General features: G+C 67.2%; 20 protein-coding genes. 16 read left to right on the top strand and 4 right to left on the bottom strand.

Translation table 11 applies throughout. The annotated features are described in order from the left end of the window. Nucleotides 1–2: 2 nt before the first annotated feature. Nucleotides 3–797: a 2-(1,2-epoxy-1,2-dihydrophenyl)acetyl-CoA isomerase PaaG gene (gene paaG / locus DFS21_RS19245; RefSeq protein ID WP_102682036.1), complete on the bottom strand. Its 795-nt coding sequence runs from the start codon at nt 795–797 to the stop codon at nt 3–5. Nucleotides 798–828: 31 nt separating this feature from the next. Next, complete coding sequence (gene paaF / locus DFS21_RS19240; RefSeq protein WP_110703333.1) at nt 829–1,602, bottom strand: 2,3-dehydroadipyl-CoA hydratase PaaF; 774 nt, start codon at nt 1,600–1,602, stop codon at nt 829–831. Between the two features lie 340 nt (nt 1,603–1,942). Between paaF and paaY the strand changes: the two genes are divergently transcribed. Next, on the top strand, nt 1,943–2,542 hold the full coding sequence (gene paaY / locus DFS21_RS19235; protein WP_110703336.1) for a phenylacetic acid degradation protein PaaY: 600 nt from the start codon (nt 1,943–1,945) through the stop codon (nt 2,540–2,542). Nucleotides 2,543–2,601: 59 nt separating this feature from the next. Continuing rightward, nucleotides 2,602–3,525 carry a phenylacetic acid degradation operon negative regulatory protein PaaX gene (paaX, locus tag DFS21_RS19230; protein ID WP_111532870.1) on the top strand — a complete coding sequence of 308 codons (924 nt, stop codon included), beginning with the start codon at nt 2,602–2,604 and terminating at the stop codon, nt 3,523–3,525. 48 nt (nt 3,526–3,573) lie between these two features. On the opposite strand, the gene DFS21_RS19225 is transcribed toward paaX, so the two are convergent. Further along, the gene (locus DFS21_RS19225; protein WP_111532869.1) at nt 3,574–5,157 is read right to left on the bottom strand and encodes a rhodanese-related sulfurtransferase; all 1,584 of its coding nucleotides are present in this window, start codon (nt 5,155–5,157) and stop codon (nt 3,574–3,576) included. Next, entirely contained in the window at nt 5,154–5,756 is a 603-nt protein-coding gene (locus DFS21_RS19220) for a cysteine dioxygenase (protein ID WP_111532868.1), read from the bottom strand. Before DFS21_RS19220 ends, DFS21_RS19225 begins: the two co-directional genes overlap by 4 nt. 110 nt (nt 5,757–5,866) lie before the next feature. On the opposite strand from DFS21_RS19220, the gene DFS21_RS19215 reads away from it, so the two are divergent. The 14 genes from DFS21_RS19215 to DFS21_RS19150 all read left to right on the top strand — a co-directional run bounded on the left by DFS21_RS19215 (nt 5,867) and on the right by DFS21_RS19150 (nt 21,327). After that, complete coding sequence (locus tag DFS21_RS19215; protein ID WP_102682030.1) at nt 5,867–6,763, top strand: LysR family transcriptional regulator; 897 nt, start codon at nt 5,867–5,869, stop codon at nt 6,761–6,763. Nucleotides 6,764–6,998: 235 nt separating this feature from the next. Further along, the gene (locus tag DFS21_RS19210; RefSeq protein ID WP_110703348.1) at nt 6,999–7,823 is read left to right on the top strand and encodes an ABC transporter permease; all 825 of its coding nucleotides are present in this window, start codon (nt 6,999–7,001) and stop codon (nt 7,821–7,823) included. A 2-nt stretch (nt 7,824–7,825) separates the two neighbouring features. Beyond that, a complete protein-coding gene (locus DFS21_RS19205; protein WP_111532867.1) occupies nt 7,826–8,587 on the top strand; it encodes an ABC transporter ATP-binding protein in 762 nt (253 codons plus the stop codon). Further along, the gene (locus DFS21_RS19200) at nt 8,584–9,774 is read left to right on the top strand and encodes an acyl-CoA dehydrogenase family protein (protein WP_111532866.1); all 1,191 of its coding nucleotides are present in this window, start codon (nt 8,584–8,586) and stop codon (nt 9,772–9,774) included. The genes DFS21_RS19205 and DFS21_RS19200 overlap by 4 nt, the downstream gene beginning before the upstream one ends. Continuing rightward, nucleotides 9,771–10,715 carry an NAD(P)-dependent oxidoreductase gene (locus tag DFS21_RS19195; RefSeq protein ID WP_111532865.1) on the top strand — a complete coding sequence of 315 codons (945 nt, stop codon included), beginning with the start codon at nt 9,771–9,773 and terminating at the stop codon, nt 10,713–10,715. Before DFS21_RS19200 ends, DFS21_RS19195 begins: the two co-directional genes overlap by 4 nt. Next, complete coding sequence (locus DFS21_RS19190; RefSeq protein ID WP_110703361.1) at nt 10,712–11,530, top strand: class II aldolase/adducin family protein; 819 nt, start codon at nt 10,712–10,714, stop codon at nt 11,528–11,530. Before DFS21_RS19195 ends, DFS21_RS19190 begins: the two co-directional genes overlap by 4 nt. Before the next feature lie 15 nt (nt 11,531–11,545). Next, complete coding sequence (locus tag DFS21_RS19185; RefSeq protein ID WP_102682025.1) at nt 11,546–12,502, top strand: ABC transporter substrate-binding protein; 957 nt, start codon at nt 11,546–11,548, stop codon at nt 12,500–12,502. 45 nt (nt 12,503–12,547) lie between these two features. Further along, nucleotides 12,548–13,774, top strand: a complete 1,227-nt coding sequence (locus DFS21_RS19180) for a dipeptidase (RefSeq protein WP_111532864.1) — start codon at nt 12,548–12,550, stop codon at nt 13,772–13,774. Nucleotides 13,775–13,959: 185 nt separating this feature from the next. Continuing rightward, entirely contained in the window at nt 13,960–15,534 is a 1,575-nt protein-coding gene (locus DFS21_RS19175) for an FAD-dependent oxidoreductase (protein WP_110703367.1), read from the top strand. A gap of 75 nt (nt 15,535–15,609) precedes the next feature. Then, entirely contained in the window at nt 15,610–16,104 is a 495-nt protein-coding gene (locus DFS21_RS19170; RefSeq protein WP_110703370.1) for a RidA family protein, read from the top strand. A 56-nt stretch (nt 16,105–16,160) separates the two neighbouring features. Beyond that, entirely contained in the window at nt 16,161–18,611 is a 2,451-nt protein-coding gene (locus DFS21_RS19165) for a TonB-dependent siderophore receptor (RefSeq protein ID WP_110703372.1), read from the top strand. Further along, a complete protein-coding gene (locus tag DFS21_RS19160) occupies nt 18,611–19,561 on the top strand; it encodes an aliphatic sulfonate ABC transporter substrate-binding protein (RefSeq protein WP_111532863.1) in 951 nt (316 codons plus the stop codon). Before DFS21_RS19165 ends, DFS21_RS19160 begins: the two co-directional genes overlap by 1 nt. A gap of 234 nt (nt 19,562–19,795) precedes the next feature. Beyond that, nucleotides 19,796–20,572 (top strand): 2OG-Fe(II) oxygenase, encoded by a 777-nt coding sequence (locus DFS21_RS19155; protein WP_046857791.1) that lies wholly within the window; start codon nt 19,796–19,798, stop codon nt 20,570–20,572. Nucleotides 20,573–20,577: 5 nt separating this feature from the next. Further along, entirely contained in the window at nt 20,578–21,327 is a 750-nt protein-coding gene (locus tag DFS21_RS19150) for a tRNA-dependent cyclodipeptide synthase (RefSeq protein ID WP_111532862.1), read from the top strand. The last annotated feature ends 56 nt before the right edge of the window (nt 21,328–21,383 follow it).

Here is a 21,383-nt window from a genome sequence, read left to right as displayed (position 1 = left end):
GGTCAGCGCCCCTTGAACACAGGTGTGCGTTTGTTCATGAAGGCGCTGACGCCCTCGCGGTAATCCTCGCTGCGCCCGGCCAGGCGCTGGAGGTCGCGCTCCAGTTCCAGCTGTTCATCGAAGCGGTTGTCGAAACTCTGGTTGAGGGCACGCTTGATCAAGGCCAGGCCGTAGGTGGGCTGGGCTGCCAGGTGACGGGCCAGGCCGAGTGCTTCGTCGCGCAGCGCGGCATCGTCCACCACCCGGTGGATCAGCCCCCATTGCTCGGCCTGCTCGGCGCTCAGGCGCTCGCCCAGCAGGGCCAGCGCCTTGGCCCGGGCCATGCCGACCAGTCTGGGCAGCAACCAGGTGCCGCCGGAATCCGGCACCAGGCCAATCTTGCAGAACGCCTGGATGAAGCTCGCCGAGCGTGCCGCCAGCACCAGGTCGCAGGCCAGTGGCAGGTTGGCCCCGGCACCGGCGGCCACGCCGTTGACCGCGCAGATCACCGGCAGCGGCAGGTCGCGCAGGCTGCGCACCAGCGGGTTGTAGAACTGTTCGATGGATTGGCCGAGGTCAGGCAGCTCGGCGCCGGGCGCGACATTGCGGTCGGCCAGGTCCTGGCCTGCGCAGAAGCCACGGCCTTCGCCGGTCAGCAGCAGCACGCGGGCGTGGTCGCTGTGGCGTACCTGCTTCAAGGCCTCGCGCACCTCCAGGTGCATCGCGGTGTTGAAGCTGTTGAGCTGCTCGGGCCGGTTGAGCGAGAGGAGGGCAACGCCGTCGTCGCCGATGGAAAACAGGATGTGCTGGAAAGACATGACTGGCTCGCTCCGTCAGTCGGTGGAAGGCTTACAGCCCTTGGAATCGGGCCGGGCGTTTTTCCTGGAAGGCGCGGATGCCTTCGTTGCGGTCGGCGGTGCCGGCCAGCAGGGTGAAGGCGTGGCGCTCGAAGCGCAGGCCGCTCGCCAGGTCCATGTCCTGGGCCTTGAGCAGCGCCTCCTTGGCCAGGCGCACCGCCAGCGGCGCCTTGGCGGCGATGGCGACGGCCACCTGCAGGGCGCGCTCGACGGCGAGTTCGGGCTCGGTGACTTCACTGACCAGGCCGGCCTGCAGGGCATGGCGGGCGCCGATGGCCTCACCGCCCAGGACCATCTGCATGGCCAGCGGCTTGCCCACGGCGCGCAGCAGGCGCTGGGTGCCGCCAGCCCCGGGAAGGATGCCGAGGTTGATTTCCGGCTGGCCGAAACGGGCGTCGCTGCCGGCGATGACGATATCGGCGCACATCACCAGTTCGCAGCCGCCGCCGAGGGCGAAGCCGTTGACGGCGGCGATCAGAGGTTTGGCGAAGCCGGTGATGCGTTGCCAGTGGGCCACCCGCGGGTCTTCGAGGATGCCGACCAGGTCGCGCTGGGCCATTTCGTTGATATCGGCGCCGGCGGCGAAGGCCTTGCGGCTGCCGGTAATGACCACGGCACGGATCTGCGGGTCCTGGTCGGCGGCATGCAGTTCTGCGGCCAGCTCTTCCAGCAGCGCTGTGTTCAGGGCGTTCAGGGCTTGCGGGCGGTGCAGGGTGATCAGACGGACACCGTCCGCCGGGGCCTGCACGATGAGGTTGCTTGGCATGGGATACCTCGGGCTGCACGTTCGGCGCCGGCTTGGGCCGGCTTTTCTTGGAGTTGTTCGTGGTGCTGGGGCAAGTATATGTTCAATGCGATACATAAAATCAACATAGAAATTGTAATTGCGTATCTGTATTTGAGGCGACGGCGCTATCGCGGGGCAAGCCCGCTCCCACGCAGCCTCGCTCTTACTATCACTCGGTGGGAGCGGGATTTCCCCACGATGAAGTCTGCACAGGTCTGAAGCTTGGTGAAGAAAGCGATACACCAGCAAGGCATTGACTAAGTGATTTGATCTGATACAGGATCGATAAGTCTTCTGAATCATATCGAGAGCCAGACCCATGCCCTGCTACCGCCTCGACGGCCTCACCCCCGTGGTCCACCCCAGCGCCTACGTACACCCAAGCGCCGTGCTGATCGGCGACGTGCTGGTCGGCGCAAACTGCTACATCGGCCCCTTGGCCTCGCTGCGCGGCGATTTCGGGCGAATCATCCTGGAGGAGGGCGCCAACCTGCAGGACACCTGCGTGATGCACGGTTTTCCCGGCGGCGACACGGTGGTCGAGCGCAACGGCCATATCGGCCATGGCGCCGTGCTGCATGGCTGCCGGATCGGCGAGGATGCCCTGGTCGGCATGAACGCGGTGGTCATGGACGCCGCGCATATCGCCCCGCGCTGCATCGTCGCCGCCACGGCCTTCGTCAAGGCCGGCTTCGAATGCCCGCAGCAACACCTGGTGGTCGGCGCGCCGGCCGTGGCCAAGCGCCCGCTCAGCGACCAGGAACTGGCCTGGAAGCAGCGCGGTACCGCCGAGTACCACCGCCTCGCCCGGCGTTGCCTGAGCGCGCTGGTGGAATGCCCGCCATTGACCGCGCCGGAGCAGGACCGCCCGCGCATGGGCGACTCCGGCTTCAGGCCCAAGGCCGAGGGCGGTGCATGAGCCTTGCGCGGTCGCGGCAGGCAGGTATAGTCGAGGCTTTAGCCGCGCCTCGTTCCCCCATGAGCAGCCTTGCCCCCCTGAATCACCTGATTACCCGTTTCCAGGAGCAGACGCCGATCCGCGCCAGCTCCCTGATCATCACCCTCTACGGCGATGCCATCGAACCCCATGGCGGCACGGTCTGGCTGGGCAGCCTGATCAACCTGCTGGAGCCGATGGGCATCAACGAGCGGCTGATCCGCACCTCGATATTCCGCCTGACCAAGGAAGGCTGGCTGACCGCCGAAAAGGTCGGCCGGCGTAGCTACTACAGCCTCACCGGCACCGGCCGGCGGCGCTTCGAAAAAGCCTTCAAGCGCGTCTACAGCGCCAGCCTGCCGGCCTGGAACGGCGCCTGGACCCTGGTGCTCCTGGCCCAGCTCGACGCCACCAAACGCAAGGCCGTGCGTGAAGAGCTCGAGTGGCAAGGCTTCGGCGTCATGGGCGTGAACCTGCTGGGCTGCCCGCGCACCGACCGTGCCGACCTGGCCGCCACCCTGCGCGAGCAGGATGCCGAGGACGACTGCATCGTCTTCGAAACCCACGCCCAGGAAGTGCTGGCCTCCAAGGCCCTGCGCGCCCAGGTGCGGGAAAGTTGGAACATCGAGGAACTGGGCCAGCACTACAGCGAGTTCATCCGCCTGTTCCGCCCGTTATGGCAGGCGATGAAGGACCTGGACGCGCCAAGCCCGCAGGACTGCTTCCTGGCGCGCACGCTGCTGATCCACGAATACCGCCGCCTGCTGCTGCGTGATCCGCAGTTGCCGGACGAGCTGTTGCCGGGGGATTGGGAAGGGCGCGCGGCGCGGCAGCTGTGCCGCAACTTGTACCGGCTGGTGCAGGGCAGGGCGGAGGAGTATCTGGCCAGCGCGCTGGAAACGGCGGATGGGCCGTTGCCGGATGCCAACGAGAGTTACTATCGACGTTTCGGCGGACTTGGCTGAGTGAAAGGAGCGGGCAAGCCCTCTTGTGCGAAGAGGGCGTGCAGATTGTCAGATGACAAAGAACCCATGGGTTGCGTCACGCCCCAGCTGATCCACCAATCCGAACTCCCAATCCAGGTACCCCTGCATCGCTTCGCACGGGTTATCCGTACCCTCGTAGGGCCGCCGATAACGATCGATGCGCGGCGCGCCCAGGCGCTGCTCGCCTTGTTCGGTCGGCAACCCGGCGGCGCTCCAGGCGCTGTTGCCGCCCTCGAGCACGAACACCGGCTTGCCGCTCAGGGCCGCCACCTCCGGCGCGGCATAGCGCGCCAGTTGGCTCGAGCCGCAGGTCAGGACGAAGTGTCGTGCTCCGGATAATGACGCCAGCACGTTCTTCAGCTGACTGCGCAGCGCCCACACCGCACCAGGAATATGCTGCCTGACATGGTTGGCGCTGGTGGTGAAGTCCAACACCTGGGTACCCGGTTCTGACAGCCAGTCGGCGAGAAGGGCGGGGCTGATGGTCTCGGCCTGGGGGGGCGCCGGCACGGGCGCGACCCAGGCACCGGGTTCCTTGAAGTCGACCGAGGACAACCCATCGAGCACCGCCACCGCCCAGCCCATCTGCGCCAGCCACGACGCGCTCATGTTGGCGCGCACGCCGTCGTCGTCCACCAGCACCAGGCGCGCGCCGCGCACGCTGGCGACATGGTCGGTCTCCTGCACCAGTTGGCCACCGGGCGTGGAGCGGGCGCCGGGCAGGTGGCCCACGGCAAACTCCTCGGGCGTACGAACATCGAACAGATAGGTGGTGCGCTGCGCTTCGGCCTGCCATTGGCGCAGGCCTGCCAGATCGATGCGTGCCACACCGGCGCGGTCGGCCACCTGGCGGGCGCGTTGCGCGGCGCTGTCGCGGGTGGTGGCGGTCACTGCGCGGAAACGGCGCGATTGGCCTTGCTCCAGGGTTTGCCCAGCGAGAGTCCAGCCGATGGTGCCGTTGCGCAGGGCCGCCACCGGGTTGGGGACGCCGGCATTGACCAGCGCCTGGGTGCCGATGATGCTGCGGGTGCGCCCGGCGCAATTGACGATCACCCGCGTATTCGGATCGGGGGCCAGCTCCGCCACGCGCAGCACCAGTTCGGCGCCGGGCACGCTGATGCCGCCGGGGATGCTCATGGTCTGGTACTCGTCGAAGCGGCGGGCATCCAGCACCACCACATCGGCGTTGGCGTCGAGCAGCGCCTTGACCTCTTCGGCCGCCAGCGACGGCGTATGGCGCTCGGCCTCCACCAGCTCGCCGAAGGCCTTGCTCGGCACGTTGACGTTGCGGAACAACTCGCCACCTGCTTCTCGCCAACCGGCCAGGCCGCCGTCGAGCAGCGCCACGTCGGTGTAGCCCAGGGCGAGCAGGCGCTGGGCGGCGGTCGACGCCAGCCCTTCGCCGTCGTCGTAGACAGTGATAGGCGTGTCGCGCCGTGGCACTCGGGCGTAGATCTCCAGCTCCAGGCGCGACAGCGGCACATTGGCGGCGAACAGCGGGTGGGCCTGGGCGAACGGGTCTTCCTCGCGGACATCGAGCAAGGCCAGTTCCTGGCCGGCGAGGAGGGCGGCGCGGATAGCGTGGAAAGTACGACGGGTGGCCTGGCTCATGCGCGGTTCTCTTTCGACAGATCCCAGAGGTTGGGCAGGTGGCTGTTGGAATAGCCGGAAATGAAGGGCTTCTCTTCGCCCTCGGCGCTGTACACCGCACGCCGCACGGCGCCGATGTTGGCGCCGTAGACATGGATGCTGATGGAAGTACGGTCGGCATGGGCATTGCGCACCTGGTGCAGGTCGCCGATACGCGGCGACACCGCGATCACCTCGCCGGGCGCGAGCCGCTCGGCCGGGCCCTCCGCCTGCAGGGCTCCGTGCGCCAGGGCATAGCCCTGGCTGATTTCGCTGCCGCGCAGCATGCCGATCAGCCCCCAGGTGCGGTGGTCGTGTACGGGTGTTTCCTGCCCCGGCCCCCAGACGAAACTGACGATGGAGAACCGCTGGCGGGAGTCGGCGTGCAGCAGGTATTGCTGGTAGCGCTCCGGGCTGGGCCGGGCGTAGTCGTCCGGCAGCCAGTCGTCGACACTGACCAGGTCGCGCAGCAGCCGCGCGCCGTGGTCGAGCAGGCGCGGCTCGTCCGGCGCCTGGGCGAGAAGGTCGGCCAGCTCGCCGATGAAGCTGCGTAGCCGTCCAAGGTTGGGCGTTTGAGACATGGGTTCCCTCGATGTCCGTCAGGTTAGGCAGCGCCGGGCGCTACCGTGGCGAGGAAAAAGGTATTATTCTTTTTGCGTATTTTTCCACATATTTATTATGCGAATTAAGAATGAAGATAGATGATATCGATGCATTCGTGGCCGTCATCCGCAGCCAGTCCATCAGCCAGGCGGCCGAATCGCTGCGCCTGACCCAGCCGGCCATCACCCGTCGGGTGCAGAACTTCGAGGAAGCCCTCGGCGTCAGCCTGCTGGACCGCAACACCAAACCATTGAAACCCACGCCCATGGGCATGCGCGTCTACGAGCAGTGCCGGGCGGTGCTGCGCGAGATGGACGCGCTGCGCGAACTGGTGCTCAGCGACGCCTTGCCCAGCGGCGCCTTGCGCCTGGGGGTGCCGCAGACCATCGGCGACGTGGTGTTGCTCGACGCCCTCAGCCAGCTCAAGGCGCTGTATCCCGACCTGCAGACCCAGGTCGCCACCGGTTGGGGCAGCCACCTGCTGGGCAAGATGGAGAACGGCGAGCTGGACGCGGTGGCGGCGCTGTTCCCGGCCGGCAAGGTGTTCCCCGAGGGCATCGTCGGTCGGTCGTTGGCGCGCATGGACCTGGTGGTGGTGGCTGCCCGCGGCGAGGTGGGCAAGCGCAGTTGCAAGCTTGCCGACTGCTACCAGCGTGGCTGGGTGCTCAACCCCGACGGCTGTGGTTTCCGTGCCGGTCTGCAGCGGGCGTTGAACGACGAAGGGCTGTCTCTGCGGATCAACCTGGAAACCTTCGGTACCGAGTTGCAACTGGGCTTGATCGCCAATGGCCTGGGCTTTGGCCTGGTGCCACGGCCGTTGCTGGACAACAGCCGCCACCGCGAGCGCCTGGACATCGTGCAGGTGAGTGATTTCAAGCCGGTGATCGACTTGTGGCTGATCCATCCGCGTTTTCTCGGCAACCTGCAGGCGCCGGTGGCGTTGTTTGGCGAGACCGTGGCGCAGCGGGTGGCGAATCAACCGTAGGCGCCGGGCTGAAATGGGGCTGCGTTGCAGCCCCGAAGCACCTATGCAAATTTAATATTTTGCATATGTTGGCAATTGTTGAATGCATTATTTGTATATTAGGTTAGAAGCAGATCGAATTTCACGCCACTTTTTAAGATCGATAGCATAAGGATCAAGCCAGGCACCGGCGGGCTTGATCGACACTCCCGCTGCGGCCAGCAATCAATGGATCGGCCTTGAGCGAGGAGATGGAATGTCCCGGCAAAGCAACACACTTGTCCCCGCCACGGCCCTGCTGACCCTGTTGCGCTGGCAGGGTTGGCGTAACCTTGGCCTGCGGCTGATCAGCCCGTTGCTGTTGCTGCTGGCGTGGGAACTTGCCTCGCGCAGCGGCCTGTTGCCGCCGCGAATCATCGCCGCGCCCAGCGCCATCGGCGACACCCTCTGGCAGATGATCGTCAGCGGCGAGCTGGCCGGGCATTTGTGGGTATCCCTCAAGCGTGCCCTGAGCGGCCTGGCCATCGGGGTCAGCGTGGGCACGCTGCTGGCGCTGCTCGCAGGCCTTTCGCGGCGTGGCGAACTCGCCATCGACTCGCCGGTGCAGATGCTGCGCACCTTGCCGTTCCTGGCCATCGTGCCGCTGTTCATCCTCTGGTTCGGCGTGGGCGAAACGCCCAAGATCGCCCTGATTGCCCTGGGCACCACCTTCCCGGTGTACCTCACCCTGTTCTCCGGCATCCGTGGCGTCGACCCCAAGCTGGTGGAGGCCGGGCAGCTGTTCGGCCTGGGGCGCCTGGGGCTGGTCTGGCACGTGATCCTGCCCGGCGCGCTGCCGGCGTTTTTTGTCGGCCTGCGCTACGCCTTCGGCATCAGCTGGCTGGGCCTGGTGGTGGTCGAGCAGATCAACGCCAGCGCCGGGCTGGGCTATCTGGTCAACGACGCCCGCGATTTCCTGCGCACCGACGTCATCGTCATCTGCCTGATCGTCTACAGCGTGCTCGGACTGTCCATCGATGCCCTCGTGCGCTTGCTCGAACGCCTGGCCCTGGCCTGGCGCCCCACCTTCATAAGGAACTGATCATGGAAGTCGCACTGCAACGCCTGCGCCCGCCGGTGCGGGTGCGCGGGCTCACGCGCAGGTTCCAGGGCCACACGGTGCTCGATAGCCTGGACCTGGACCTGGCGCCCGGCGAGTTCGTCGCCTTGCTCGGCCGCAGCGGCTCGGGCAAGACCACCTTGCTGCGAGCGCTGGCCGGCCTGGACCGGGTGGAGGCGGGCACGCTGGAGGTGCCCGGCGTGCATGCGGCGGTGTTCCAGGAGCCGCGGCTGATGCCCTGGAAGCGGGCCTGGCGCAATGTCCTCCTGGGCCTGAGGGGCGCCGAGCCAAAAGCGCGTGCCCTGGCGGCGCTGCGTGAAGTAGGCCTGGCGCACCGCACCGAGGCCTGGCCGGGCACCCTGTCCGGTGGCGAGGCCCAGCGCGTGGCCCTGGCCCGGGCACTGGTGCGCGAGCCGCAATTGCTGCTGCTCGACGAGCCGTTCGCCGCGCTGGACGCCTTGACGCGCATGCGCATGCACCAGTTGATCCTCGAACTGTGGCGCACCCATCAGCCATCGGTGCTGCTGGTCACTCACGACGTCGACGAAGCCTTGCTGCTGGCCGACCGGGTCGTGGTGCTGGACGCCGGGCGCATCGCCGAGCAGATCCCGATTCGCCTGCCGCGCCACCGCGAGGTGGCCAGCCGTGGCTTCCAGGCGCTGCGCCAACACCTGCTGGCCCTGCTCGGCGTCGAAGCGCCTGCGCCCAGCCATGCCCATACCCTCGCACGGACCGCCCAACGATGAGCCTCGACCTGCATACCGCCGTCAAGGCGGCCGACCTCGATTCGCCGGCCTTCGCCGACTTGCTGGCTCACCTGAGCGACGAATTCGCCGCCAGCGCCGCCGAGCACGATCGCCAAGGCAGCTTCCCCCACGCCAACCTGCGGCGCCTGCATGAACATGGCCTGCTGGCCCTGACCGTGCCGCGCCGCCTGGGTGGCAGCGAAGCGACGCTGGCCCAGGCCCGGCGGGTGATCGCCGCCGTGGCCCGGGGCGAGCCGTCCACCGCCCTGGTGCTGGTGATGCAGTACCTGCAGCACGCGCGCCTGCAACAGAACCAGGCCTGGCCTGAACACCTGCGCCTGCGCCTGGCCCGCGAGGCGGTGGCGGACGGCGCGCTGGTCAACGCCCTGCGCGTGGAGCCGGAACTGGGCACCCCGGCCCGGGGCGGCCTGCCGGGCACCGTCGCCCGGCGGGTGGCCGAGGGCTGGCGGATCAGCGGGCGCAAGATCTACTCCACCGGCATCCCCGGCCTGACCTGGCTGGCAGTATGGGCGCGCAGCGACGAGGAAGAGCCGCGGGTCGGCACCTGGCTGGTGCATCGCGACACACCGGGTATCCGCATCGAGGAAACCTGGGACCACCTGGGCATGCGTGCCACCTGCAGCCACGACGTGATCTTCGACGATGTACTGGTGCCCGCCGAGCACGCCGTGGATATCCTCCCGGCGCGCCAGCCACGCCCGTCCGAACTCGATCACAACGGCGTGCTGTGGCTGGCCGTGTTGCTGTCGAGTATCTACGACGGCGTCGCCCGTGCCGCCCGCGACTGGCTGGTGGGCTGGCTGGCCGGGCGCACTCCGGCCAATCTCGGCGCGCCGCTGTCGAGCCTGCCGCGTTTCCAGGAACTGGTGGGGCGCATCGACGCCTTGCTGCTGTCCAACCGGGTCCTGCTCGACGCCGCCGCCGAAGGGCGCATCCCGGCGAGCGAGGCCACCCAGGTCAAGTACCTGGTCACCACCCAGGCCATCAGCGCGGTCGAATTGGCCGTCGAAGCGATCGGCAACCCGGCGCTGGCCCGGGGCAACCCGCTAGAGCGGCATTACCGCGATGTGCTGTGCAGCCGTATCCACACCCCGCAGAACGACGCGGTGCTCGGCGCCGCCGGCCGCGCGGCGTTTGCCTTGCCCAGCCGTGGCGGCCAGGCATGAGCGGCGTGCGCATCGCCAGTCAGCTGGACGCGCGGTTCAACGCGTTGCTGGCCGCCGCCGTGCCAGGCGTGGAAATCCTGGCGCTGCCCAGGGGCGTGCCCCATGGGCTGCCGGACGATGTTCGGGTCCTGCTGGCCGCGCCCGACCCTGGCCTGCGTGATGCCGTTGCGCCGCCCTCGGGCTGGCCGTTCGGGCTCGGTTTCGTGCAACTGGTCAGCTCCGGCATCGACTACTTTCCCGGTTGGTTGCTCGAGCCGCTGCCCGTGGCCAGTGCTCGCGGGGTGACGGCGGACAGCCTGGCCGAGTTCGCCCTGGCGGCGATGTTCGCCGCCGCCAAGCAACTGCCGCAGCTGTGGATCGACGAGCCCGGGCAATGGCAGCCACGTCCGCTGGCCTCGTTGGCCGGCAGCACCTTGGCGATCTACGGTTTCGGGCGGATCGGCCAGGCGCTGGCGCGCAAGGCCCTGGCCCTGGACATCGAGGTGATCGCCCTGCGGCGTTCGGCCAGGCCGTTCGAGGTGGCCGGCGTACGGGGCGCCGCCAGCGTCGAGGAACTGTTCGCCCGCGCCGATCACCTGGTACTGGCGGCACCGGCCGACCCGTCGACCCGGCATGTCGTCGATCGGCGTAGCCTCGCCCACGCCAAGCCCGGTCTGCACCTGATCAATATCGCCCGTGGCAGCCTGGTGGACCAGGACGCCTTGCTCGATGCCCTGGACAGCGGCCAGGTGGCCCTGGCCAGCCTCGATGTCACCGAGCCCGAGCCGTTGCCGGCCGGGCACCGGCTGTACGGCCATCCCAAGGTCCGGCTGAGCCCCCATACCTCGGCCAACACGCCGCAAGTGTACCGCAACCTCGCCGCGCTGCTGGCGCGCAACCTCGAACATTTGCGCAGCGGACGACCGCTGGAGAACCTGCTGGCCCAAGGAGAGACCACATGAGCGCCAGGCTGAGCCGCCTACCCACCGCCTATTCATTGCCCCGCGACGGCCACACCGTGCATCGCTGGCAGGACCCGCCCCAGCAACCGACCCACGAGGCCGAGCGCCTGCTGCGCAAGCAGCGCCTGGCCGGCTCGTTCCGCCTGTTCGCCCGGCATGGTTTCGACATGGGCGGCGCCGGCCATATCACCGTGCGCGACCCCCAGTTCCCCGATCACTTCTGGGTCAATCCGGTGGGCGTGTACTTCGGCCATATCCGCGTCAGCGACCTGCTGTTGGTGAATCCTCGGGGCGAGATCGTCGAAGGGCAGGGCGCGTTGAACCTCGCCGCCTTTGCCATCCACGCCGCGCTGCACGAGGCGCGCCCGGACGTGGTGGCCGCCGCCCATGCCCATTCGTTGTACGGCAAGGCCTGGTCGAGCCTGGGACGCCTGCTCGACCCGCTGACCCAGGACGCCTGCGCCTTTCATGGCAAGCACGCGCTGTTCGACAACTTCACCGGGGTGGTGCTGGAGGCCAGCGAGGGCGCGCGCATCGCCGCCACACTGGGGCCGGACAAGGTCGCGCTGATCTTGCAGAACCATGGGCTGCTGACCGTCGGGCGCACAGTGGAAGCGGCGGTGTGGCGCTTCATCGCCCTGGACAACGCCGCCCACGCGCAACTATTGGCCGAGGCCGCCGGCACGCCCCGGCCGATCCCGGCGGCGGTGGCCGGGCACACTGCGCGCCAGGTCGGTACCGAGTTCGGCGGCTGGTTCAGCTTCCAGCCGTATTGGGACCGCCTGCTGCGCGACGAACCTGACTTTCTCGACTGAGTGCAAGGAGGCGCCATGAATCGCCGTCGTTTTCTGCAGTACAGCGCCCTGGGCGGGCTCGCCTGCGCGCTGCCCGGTGTCTTTGCCCGCGACTGGCAAGGGCTGACCCTGGGCGTGGCCACCTACAAGGGCGCCGCGCCGACCTTTTTCGAACAGGCCGGCATCGAGCGCCCACCGTATGGCGTGAAATACGCCGAGTTCAATGGCGGCAACCTCGGTTTCGAGGCGCTGGTCAGCGGTACCCTGGACCTGGCGCCGATGAGCGAGATCCCGCCGATCTTCGGTATCCGCAACCAGGCGCCGGTCAGGCTCATCGCCGTGCTGACCGGTGATGTCAACAACCAGGCCTTCATCGTGCCCAGGGGGTCGACGATGCAATCGCTGGCCGAGCTGCCGGGCAAGCGGGTCGGTTACATCCGCTCCACATCGTCGCACTACTTGCTGCTGCGCGCCCTCAAGGACCAGGGCCTGACCCTGGCGGACATCCAGCCCCTGGCGCTGACGCCCCAGGATGGCTTCGCCGCGTTCCAGAACGGCAACCTGGATGTCTGGGTGACCTTTGGCTACTTCATCCAGCTGGCCGAGCTGCGCAGCGGTGCGCGGGTGCTGCGCACCGGGCAGGGCTACCTGTCGGGCAACTACGTGATCGCCGCCAACCGGCGGGCAATCGAGGATCCGCTCAAGCGCGCGGCGATCGAGGACTATGTACGCCGCGAGTACCGCAGCTGGCAATGGGTGCAGCACCACCCCGAGGCGTGGGCGGCGCGATGCGAGCAGGTGCTGGGCATCCCCCGGGAAGTGTTCATTGCCCAGTACAAGGCCCAGAGCGGGCCGCGGGTGCTGCAGGCGGTGGACGATGCCGCGGTGCGGTCGCAGCAGGACGTGGCCGACACCTTCCACGCCGCCGGCGTACTGCCCCAGCGCCTGGACGTGGCGCCGTTGTGGGATCGCAGTTTCAGCTGGACAGAGTGATTCATGCGGCCCCCCGCAGGGCCGTGCCTGGTGAAAAGGACTTCCATGCCTAGCTCAACTCGATACGCCTGGTTGCCGCTGGCACTGGCCTGCAGCACCGCGCTGGCCGATGTCGCGCCCTCGACCCGCGCCCTGCATGAGCGCCTGATCGTGCTCGACAGCCACCTGGACACGCCCATGCAACTGGCCCGGCCTGGCTGGGACATCGGGCAGCGCCACCGCTATGCCGACGATCTGTCCCAGGTCGACCTGCCGCGCATGCGCGACGGTGGCCTGGACGGCGGATTCTTCGCCATCTTCACCCCCCAGGGTCCGCTCACGCCCGAGGGACGCACCCTGGCCAGCGAACATGGCTTGGCGGTCATCACCCGCATCCGCGACATGGTCGCCGTCCGGCCGGACGCGTTCGCCCTGGCCACGCGGGCGCAGGAGGTGCCGGCGATCGTTGCCTCAGGGCGGCGGGTGGTGCTGATCAGCATGGAAAACGCCGAGCCGCTGGCGGCCGACCCCGGCCGGCTGGCCACCTACCACCGCCTGGGCTTGCGCATGCTGGGCCTGGTGCATGCGCAGAACAACGATTTCGCCGATTCGGCCACTGCCTTGCCGCATTGGCATGGGCTGAGCCCGGCCGGCCGCGAGTTGGTGCAGGCAGCCAACCGCCTGGGGATCCTGATCGATGTGTCCCATACCTCCGATGCGGTGTTCGATCAGGTGTTGGCGTTGTCCCGTGCCCCGGTGATCGCCTCGCATTCCGGCGCCCGGGCCATCGGCCCGCATCCGCGCAATCTCGATGACGCACGTTTGCGCCAGCTTGCTGCTGGGGGCGGGGTGGTGCAGGTCAACACCTACGCCAGCGACCTGGTGCCGCGTGCGCCGAATCCCGCCCGGGACAAGGCCCTGGCACCGCTGTACCGGGAGTTCCGCCTGGCGGCCAGCCTGCCGCCTGCGCAGGTAGCGGACCTGGCCCGGCGCATACGCGAGGTCGAGGCCCGGTATCCGTTGCCGGCAACCAGCCTGGACGACTTCATGGCGCATCTGCTGCACATCCTTGACGTAGTCGGGCCACGGCATGTCGGCATCGGCGCGGATTGGGATGGCGGCGGCGGGGTGGCGGGGCTGCGCGATGTCAGCGATTTGCCGGAGATCACCGCGCGGTTGCTGGCAGCGGGGTACAGCGAGCAGGACCTCGCGGATATCTGGGGAGGGAACCTGTTGCGAGTGATGGAAGAGGCGCAGGCCGCTGCTGCCGCGAGCTCAGGTGTTTCAAAATAATTATGCGTTTTGTGCAGAATGCAAAGCTTGAGACATTACACATTTTAATATTTGCATATGCTCAAAATGTATTTCTCTTATCCCATCCCGCTCTCTAGGATGGCTCCACATAGAGCGTTTTCGTAGCTTGATAACATCAAGCCATAACTGAAAGCGATAACCGTGGACCAGGGAGAGTGCCCGCGATGCCATTGACCAGACGACAGCTCATTGCCCGTATCGGTGTGGTCGGTGGCCTGCAGGCTGCCACGGCGGCACTGGGCCTGTTTGGCACGTCGGGGTCGGCACGGGCCAGCCAGGAGAACTACGCCGCGTTGCCACTGGCCCGTGTAGGGCAGGGCGCCACTGTCACCGTGGTCGGCGCTGGCATCGGCGGCCTGGTGGCGGCCTACGAGCTGCGCAAGGCCGGTTTCGCCGTCACCCTGCTGGAAGCCCGCGAACGGGTAGGTGGGCGCAACTGGACCGTGCGCCGGGGGGATCGAGTCGCGTTCACCGATGGCAGCGTGCAGACCGTCGCGTTCGACGAGGGTTTCTACCTCAACGCCGGCCCCGGCAGACTGCCCAGCCACCACAAGTTGATGCTCGGCTACTGCCGCGAGCTGGGAGTGGCGCTTGAGGTGCTGGTCAACACCAGCCGCAACGCCCTGGTGCGTCCCGACCTCGACCAGCCGCCGATGCAGATCCGCCAGGCGGTCAACGACAGCCGTGGGCACCTGGCCGAACTGCTGGCCAAGGCCGTCGACCGCCAGGCCCTGGACCAGGAACTGAGCCTGGACGACCGGCGCAACCTGCTGGGCTTCCTGCGCACCTGGGGCGACCTGTCGGAGAAACTCGAGTACCTGGGCTCGGCGCGCTCGGGCTACAAGGTCTGGCCCGGGGCCGGCGACCAGCAAGCCCTGCGCAACGACCCGCTGCCCCTGCGCACCTTGCTCAACCCGGCCCTGGGCACGGCACTGATGATCGATGAGTACCCGGAGTTCTCGCCGACCATGTTCCAGCCGGTGGGCGGCATGGACCGTATTCCCCTGGCCTTCCAGCGCCACCTGCAGGATGTTCTGCGCCTGGGGGCCGAGGTGGGCTCGATCCGCAATTTCGAGGATCGGGTGGAGATCGGTTACCAGCAGCAGGGTAAGCCACAGCGCATCACCAGCGACTATGCGGTGATCGCCTTGCCGCTTCCGTTGCTGGCGAAGCTCGACAGCAACTTCAGCGCCCAGGTGCGCCAGGCGATCGCCGCCGTGCAATTCGGCCATGCCAACAAGGTGGCCTGGCAGTCCCGCCGGTTCTGGGAGACCGACTACCAGATCTACGGCGGCCTGTCGTTCATCAATCAGGCGTCTTCCGGCCTGTGGTACCCCAGCGGTGGCTTCAACCAGGCCGAGGGCATTCTCGTCGCCGCCTACAACAACGGCGAGACTGCCCGCCAGTTCGCCGACAAGTCGGTCGCCGAGCAGATCGCCCTGTCGCGCCAGGCCGTGGAGCTGCTGCACCCCGGTCACGGCCACGAACTGCGCAAGCCGTTGGTGGTGGACTGGGGGCGCATACCCCACAGCCTCGGGCCGTGGATCAGCCACCCGCTGGCCGACGCCGACTACGATCTGCTCAACCAAGCCCAGGGGCGGGTGCACCTGACCAGCGACGCGCTGGCCCACAGCGGCATCGGCATCTGGCAGGAGACCGCCGCCGGCGCTGCCCGGCGGGTGGTGCGCAACCTGTGCGAGCGTGCTCAGGGGACCGCGCAGGGCCGGCAGATCGCCTGAGCAATACACACCGAAAACCATCTGCCAGGTAGCGGACCTCCGAGGCTGGCGCCTACACATCAGTGGAGCTTCGCCATGCCTTTCAAGCACGCCCTTCTGGGGTTGGGGGTCCTGTTCGCGGCGGCCAGCCAGGCCGCCGATATCGAGCGCGTCCCCTCGACCTATCCCAACTCGCCGATCCTGCAGTCGGCGACCCTGCCGCCGGGCACGGCGCTGACCTTCGTCTCGGGGATCCTGCCCGACCCGGCCGACCCCAAGGCGCCCAAGGATGAGCTGCGCGCCAATGGCGACACCGAGGCGCAGACCGTGGCGGTGCTGCGCAAGGTCGAAGCCGCCCTGGCGCCGCGCGGCCTCGGCCTGGGCGATGTGGTGCAGTTACGGGTGTACCTGGTCGGCGACCCGCAATTGCAGGGGCGCATGGATTTCGACGGCCTGCAGCGCGGCTTTCGCCAGTTCTTCGGCAGTGAGCGCCAGCCGTTGAAACCGACCCGCACCACGGTGCAGGTGGCCGGGCTGGTATTGCCCGGCGCCCTGATCGAAGTCGAGGCGGTCGCCGCCAAGGCCCGTTGAGCCCCCGAACCCGAGAGCGGCGGCCGGGTCATGGCCGCCACAAGGAATATCCGCAGATGCCCAAGACCTTCAAGCTTTCCCCTGTGGCCACCGCCCTGGCCCTGAGCCTGGCCGGCGAGGCTATCGCCGCCGAAGACCCGGCGCTGTCTACCGTGGTGGTGACCGGCGTGCGCGGCAGCCAGCAGCGTACCGTGACCGACAGCCCGGTGCCGGTGGATGTGATCTCCGGCGAACAACTGCGCACCAGCGGCCAGAACGGCCTCAAGGACATGCTCACGCGCCTGCTGCCCTCGTTCAACGCGCCGACCATCAACGGTGGCGGCACCGCCTTCCTGGTACGCGGCATCAGCATGCGCGGCCTGGGCGGCGACCAGGTGCTGATCCTGGTCAACGGCAAGCGCCGGCACAATACGGCGATGATCAACAACAACGCGCGGGTCGGCACGGCTGCGGTACCGGTGGACCTGGACCTGATTCCCACCGCGGCGATCGAGCGCATCGAGGTGCTGCGCGACGGCGCGGCGGCGCAGTACGGCTCCGACGCCATCGCCGGGGTGATCAACATCATCCTCAAGCAGGACGCCGAGGGCATTACCTCCGACAGCTCCGTCGGCCAGTACTATGCCGGGGACGGCACCAGCGGCCATGAGGCGGCCAACGCCGGCTTCGACCTGGGCGACGGTGGTTTTCTCAACCTGTCGTTCGACGCCAAGGTACAGGAACCCTACGACCGCGCCGGCGCCGTGCGTGGCAACTTCACCACCCTGGCCAACGGCCAGCCCGACCCGCGCCTGAGCGAACGCCACGGCTGGGGCGAGGAATACGGCCTGGGCCGCGACCGCACCTACAGCGGCGCCTACAACCTGGAACTGCCCCTGGGCGAGGAACTGAAGCTGTACTCGTTCTCCACCCTCAGCTACCGCGACGGCAAGAAGGTCCTCGGCCACCGCGCGCCCACCGACATCACCGCCACCAACTGGCTGGCCAACCCGCCTTATCCGAAGGGCGGCCAGGCCACCCGCGAAGTGGAGGAGACCGACTACCAGTTGCTCGCCGGTCTCAAGGGCCTGGCCGCCGAGTGGGATTGGGACCTGTCGACCACCTATGGCCGCGACAAGGCCAAGCTGTACACCGACAACAACCTCAACCTGTCCAACGACCCGTTGCTGAGCCAGCGCCGCTTTCACCTGACCGACGAGATCTTCGACCAGTGGACCACCAACCTGGACTTCAGTCGGGCCCTGGACATTGGCTGGAGCAGCCCGCTGGAAACCTCGTTCGGCGTCGAGTACCGCTGGGAGAAGTATCAACTCACCGAGGGCGAACCCAATTCCTACAACTATGGCGACTACGTCATCCCAAGCGGCCCGTTGGCCGGACGGCGTCCGGACCCAGGCCTGTTCTCGGTCAACGGCACCACGCCGGAGGATGCCGGGCAGATGATCCGCCATAGCGGTGCGGCCTACGTCGACTTTGGCCTCAACCTCACCCCGCAGTGGTACAGCGCCTTCGCCCTGCGCTACGAGCGCTACAACCAGGAGGTCGGCGAGACCGTCAGCGGCAAGTTCACCACCCGCTACGAGTTCGCCCCGGGTTATGCGGTGCGCGCGGCGGTGAGCAATGGTTTCCGTGCGCCGTCGCTGGCGCAGAACGTGTTCTCTTCGACCAGCTCGGTGACGATCTTTGGCGCCGGCGGCAGCACCAGTACCGCACGCACCAAGCAGATGCGCCCCGGCTCGCCAGAGGCCATCGCCCTCGGCGCCCAGACCCTGGAACCGGAGAAGTCGCGCAACTACAGCCTGGGCTTCACCGCCGAGCCCACCGAGCGCCTGCGCCTGACTGCCGACTTCTACCTGATCGACATCGACGACCGCATCCTGCAGACCGGCGTGCTCACCGGGCCCGCGGTGTCGCAAATCCTGGTGGCCAACGGCCTGTCGCCTGACTTGTCCGGGCAGTACTTCGCCAACGCCGCGGACACCCGCACCAAAGGCGTCGACCTGGTGGCCGAGTACCGCCAGCCGCTCGCCGAGTACGGCACCGTGCGCTGGAGCCTGGCCTACAACCGCAACAAGACCATCATCCGTGACCTGGCCGACACCCCGGCGAGCCTGTCGAGCCTCGGCGCAGGGTACGTGCTGTTCGACCGCCAACAGCAGATCGACCTGACCAAGGCCACGCCCAAGGACAAGTGGATCCTCAACAGCAACTACAAGGTCGACGACTGGACGGTGAACCTGACCCTGACCCGCTACGGCGAGTACACCGAAGGCTCGAACATCCCGGCCAACGACCGCACCTACAGCGCCAAGTGGATCACCGACATCGACGTGGCCTACGACCTCACCCAGAACATCACGGTGGCGCTGGGGGCCAACAATCTGTTCGACAAGTACCCGGACAAGATCGGCATCGTGCCCTGGGCCGGGACCTACGAGTACGGGATGTTCTCGCCCTATGGACTGGGTGGGGGTTACTACTACGGCCGCGTGAGCCTGGCGTTCTGATGAGTCATTTATTCAGTGGGCGTCACATGCTGACGGGGTTGCTGTGCCTGGTGCTGGGGGGCGTTCACGCAGACGAAACACTGCGCGTCTCCAGCCAGAAGAACTCGCTGCAGGTGCTGCTGCAGGCCGCCGGCGAGCTCGACGATGTACCGTACCCCCTGGAGTTCGCCGCCTTCGGCGCCGCCGCACCCACCGCCGAGGCCCTGGCGGCCGGCGCGGTGGATATCGGCACCCTGGGCACCGCGCCGTTCGTGTTCGCCACTGCGGCCGGCGCCGGGCTCAAGACCGTCGGGGCGGTGCGCCTGCAGGTGACGCCCACGGCGGTGGCGATCGTCGTGCCCGAAGCATCGCCGCTGAGCGACGCGGCGTCGCTGGTGGGCCGGCGCATCACCACCACCCGTGGCTCCATCGGCCATTACCTGGCGCTGGCAGCGTTGCGCGCCACTGGCCACAGCGGCCGCGACGCCACGTTCGTGTTTCTCCAACCAGGCGAGTCGCGCAGCCTGCTGGCCAACGGCGGCGCCGACGCCTGGGCCACCTGGGACCCGTACACCAGCATGGTCCAGCTCGAAGGCGGCACGCGGGTGCTGGTCAGCGGCGAAGGCTTGTTCGCCGGCAACATGCTTCTGGTGGCCAACCCTGCGGCGATCCGCGACAAGCCGGCGCAACTGCGGGATTTCCTGCGCCGGGTTGGCCGCGCCTGGGACTGGGCCAACGCCCATGTCGAGCAGTTTTCGGCGATCCAGGCCCGCCAGAGCGGGCTGCCGCTGGAGGTGCACCTACGCTCGAACCGCTTTTCACAGCCACGCAGGGTCGCGGTGGACGACGCGCTGGTCAGGGACTTGGCCGACACCGCCCGGCTGTACCAGGACGAGGGGGTGATCACCCCGGGCTTCGTTGCCAAACAACAGGTGGACGAGCAGTTCAATGAAGCACCGGAAGTTCAGTGAAAGTTGTCCGCTGCGCGTAACTTAAGTTGTAATTTTTATAATGTTCATGCGCATTGCTGATAATGGCTGAAGTTGTTCAGTAATATTTTGAAAAAAGTTTTTAGGCTAGAGAAAAACGATATTTCACAAGTGCTTGCCGCTTGTTGAAGATGGCCTGGCGACCATCGGAAGTCGCCGGTTAGCCGCCAATCACAGGTGCAGTCAAACCGTTCAGGAATAGGCGAGGGAGTGTTCATGCTGACGATTACCACGGTCGAGGAATTGACCGCCGCACAGTTAGACGATGTGATTCACGCCCGCACACTGGGCATCCTGATCAAAGGCTTCGCACCCGCCGATACCGTGGCCCTGGCCCTGGAGCGCCTGAGTCATCACGAGCTGCGTGGTGCCTTCAGCGAGCAGACCGAGTTCGTGCGCCTGGGCAAGGCCTACATCGAGATCAGGGACGAGGCCAGTCGCGCCGAGTACCACGGCCAGGCCATCGCCAATATTCGCAAGATCCGCAGCGCCTTCGGCCCGCTGGCATCGCCCATCGACCATTTGCGCCTGCTGCTCGACGAGGTCTGGCCCAAAGGGGCGCGGCTGCTGGATGTGAACGGGCGCAAGTGCTTCGTCGGCATCGCCCGCTTCCAGGGCAACAACGTCGACCTCACGCCGCATACCGACGACCTGGCCCGCAATGCCCCGGCCGACCACCAGCCGCGGCTGCTCACCCAGCTGTCGACCAACATCTACCTGCAGATCCCCGAGGACGGCGGCGAGCTGGAGATCTGGAACCTGCACCCCGACGAGGCCGAGTACGAACGCCTGCGTGGCCAGCGCGCCTACGGTATCGAGCGCCACCTGCTGCCGCCACCGGACCTGGTGGTAAAGCCCGAGGCGGGTGACCTGATTTTTCTCAACCCGCGGTTGATCCACGCGGTGCGTCCCTCGGCCACCAGCACCCGGGTCACCCTCGGCGTATTCATCGGTTATTTCGGCGACGACCAGCCTTTGGCCTACTGGAGCTAAGCAACATGAGCAATGTGGAAGCGATCAACCTCAAAGCCTATTTCAACAAGGGCGGCGAAGCGCTGGACTTCACCGGCAAGCGCTGCGTGCTGGCAGTCAGCGTGGGCCAGGAATACCACGAGGAGCAGAAACTCAGCTCCACCGTGCACCTGATCAACAAATCCGGCTTCAGCCAGGTGAAGGTGGTGGTGGCCGACACCTTGCAGCGCCACAACAAGCACGGCAAGTCGCCGGGAGAGGCGCTGTCGGCGTCGATTCGCGATGGTGACGCGTGGCTGGCGCGCAACCGCAAGTACCTGGCCGGATTGGAGGCGCCGGTAAGCATCAGCCGCTGGAACCAGGAGCTGGCCTCGGACCGTTACGCCGAGCTGCGCCAGCAGGTGAACCAGCTTTATCGTGAAAGCGAGGACCTGCGCGGCGCCATCGAAGCGACCATCGGCGTGTTCATCGAGCGTCTGCGCTTGCGTGACCCCGAGGCGGACCTGGAGCGCGCCGCCGCCCAGTGCCGCGAGTACATCCTCGAGGAAGTGCCGATCATCCTGCCGCAGTGGGCCGAGCAGGGGTACGACTACGTGATCTACCCGCAGCAGATGACCGACGCCATGGCGACCGCCCGGCGCCTGCTGGTCGAGCCTCACGCGCCAGACCGCGTGCACTGGCTGCCGCTGAAGTTCAAGAAACGCGGCATTCCGATTCCCTTCACCCTGCCAGGGGTGGTGCATCCGGCCTGGGCCGCCAGCGCCATTGCCATCTGACCTTTAGCCTCGCAGGCCCCACGCCACACGGACGATGGCCTTCACACTGAAATCCG

The sequence above is a fragment of the Pseudomonas sp. 2848 genome (assembly GCF_003253945.1).
GTDB lineage: Bacteria > Pseudomonadota > Gammaproteobacteria > Pseudomonadales > Pseudomonadaceae > Aquipseudomonas.
The sequence above is the reverse complement of the archived record's forward strand: the minus strand, read 5'-3'. Positions and strand labels throughout refer to the sequence as shown.

Excerpts from the sequence above, each read along its gene's own strand:
- DFS21_RS19195 (WP_111532865.1), top strand. The coding sequence starts at position 9,771 with ATGAGCGGCGTGCGCATCGCCAGTCAGCTGGACGCGCGGTTCAACGCG.
- paaX (WP_111532870.1), top strand. The coding sequence starts at position 2,602 with ATGAGCAGCCTTGCCCCCCTGAATCACCTGATTACCCGTTTCCAGGAG.
- DFS21_RS19180 (WP_111532864.1), top strand. The coding sequence starts at position 12,548 with ATGCCTAGCTCAACTCGATACGCCTGGTTGCCGCTGGCACTGGCCTGC.
- DFS21_RS19225 (WP_111532869.1), bottom strand. The coding sequence starts at position 5,157 with ATGAGCCAGGCCACCCGTCGTACTTTCCACGCTATCCGCGCCGCCCTC.
- DFS21_RS19190 (WP_110703361.1), top strand. The coding sequence starts at position 10,712 with ATGAGCGCCAGGCTGAGCCGCCTACCCACCGCCTATTCATTGCCCCGC.
- DFS21_RS19175 (WP_110703367.1), top strand. The coding sequence starts at position 13,960 with ATGCCATTGACCAGACGACAGCTCATTGCCCGTATCGGTGTGGTCGGT.
- DFS21_RS19165 (WP_110703372.1), top strand. The coding sequence starts at position 16,161 with ATGCCCAAGACCTTCAAGCTTTCCCCTGTGGCCACCGCCCTGGCCCTG.
- paaF (WP_110703333.1), bottom strand. The coding sequence starts at position 1,602 with ATGCCAAGCAACCTCATCGTGCAGGCCCCGGCGGACGGTGTCCGTCTG.
- paaG (WP_102682036.1), bottom strand. The coding sequence starts at position 797 with ATGTCTTTCCAGCACATCCTGTTTTCCATCGGCGACGACGGCGTTGCC.
- DFS21_RS19220 (WP_111532868.1), bottom strand. The coding sequence starts at position 5,756 with ATGTCTCAAACGCCCAACCTTGGACGGCTACGCAGCTTCATCGGCGAG.
- DFS21_RS19160 (WP_111532863.1), top strand. The coding sequence starts at position 18,611 with ATGAGTCATTTATTCAGTGGGCGTCACATGCTGACGGGGTTGCTGTGC.
- DFS21_RS19205 (WP_111532867.1), top strand. The coding sequence starts at position 7,826 with ATGGAAGTCGCACTGCAACGCCTGCGCCCGCCGGTGCGGGTGCGCGGG.
- DFS21_RS19185 (WP_102682025.1), top strand. The coding sequence starts at position 11,546 with ATGAATCGCCGTCGTTTTCTGCAGTACAGCGCCCTGGGCGGGCTCGCC.
- DFS21_RS19150 (WP_111532862.1), top strand. The coding sequence starts at position 20,578 with ATGAGCAATGTGGAAGCGATCAACCTCAAAGCCTATTTCAACAAGGGC.
- DFS21_RS19210 (WP_110703348.1), top strand. The coding sequence starts at position 6,999 with ATGTCCCGGCAAAGCAACACACTTGTCCCCGCCACGGCCCTGCTGACC.
- DFS21_RS19155 (WP_046857791.1), top strand. The coding sequence starts at position 19,796 with ATGCTGACGATTACCACGGTCGAGGAATTGACCGCCGCACAGTTAGAC.
- DFS21_RS19215 (WP_102682030.1), top strand. The coding sequence starts at position 5,867 with ATGAAGATAGATGATATCGATGCATTCGTGGCCGTCATCCGCAGCCAG.
- paaY (WP_110703336.1), top strand. The coding sequence starts at position 1,943 with ATGCCCTGCTACCGCCTCGACGGCCTCACCCCCGTGGTCCACCCCAGC.
- DFS21_RS19200 (WP_111532866.1), top strand. The coding sequence starts at position 8,584 with ATGAGCCTCGACCTGCATACCGCCGTCAAGGCGGCCGACCTCGATTCG.
- DFS21_RS19170 (WP_110703370.1), top strand. The coding sequence starts at position 15,610 with ATGCCTTTCAAGCACGCCCTTCTGGGGTTGGGGGTCCTGTTCGCGGCG.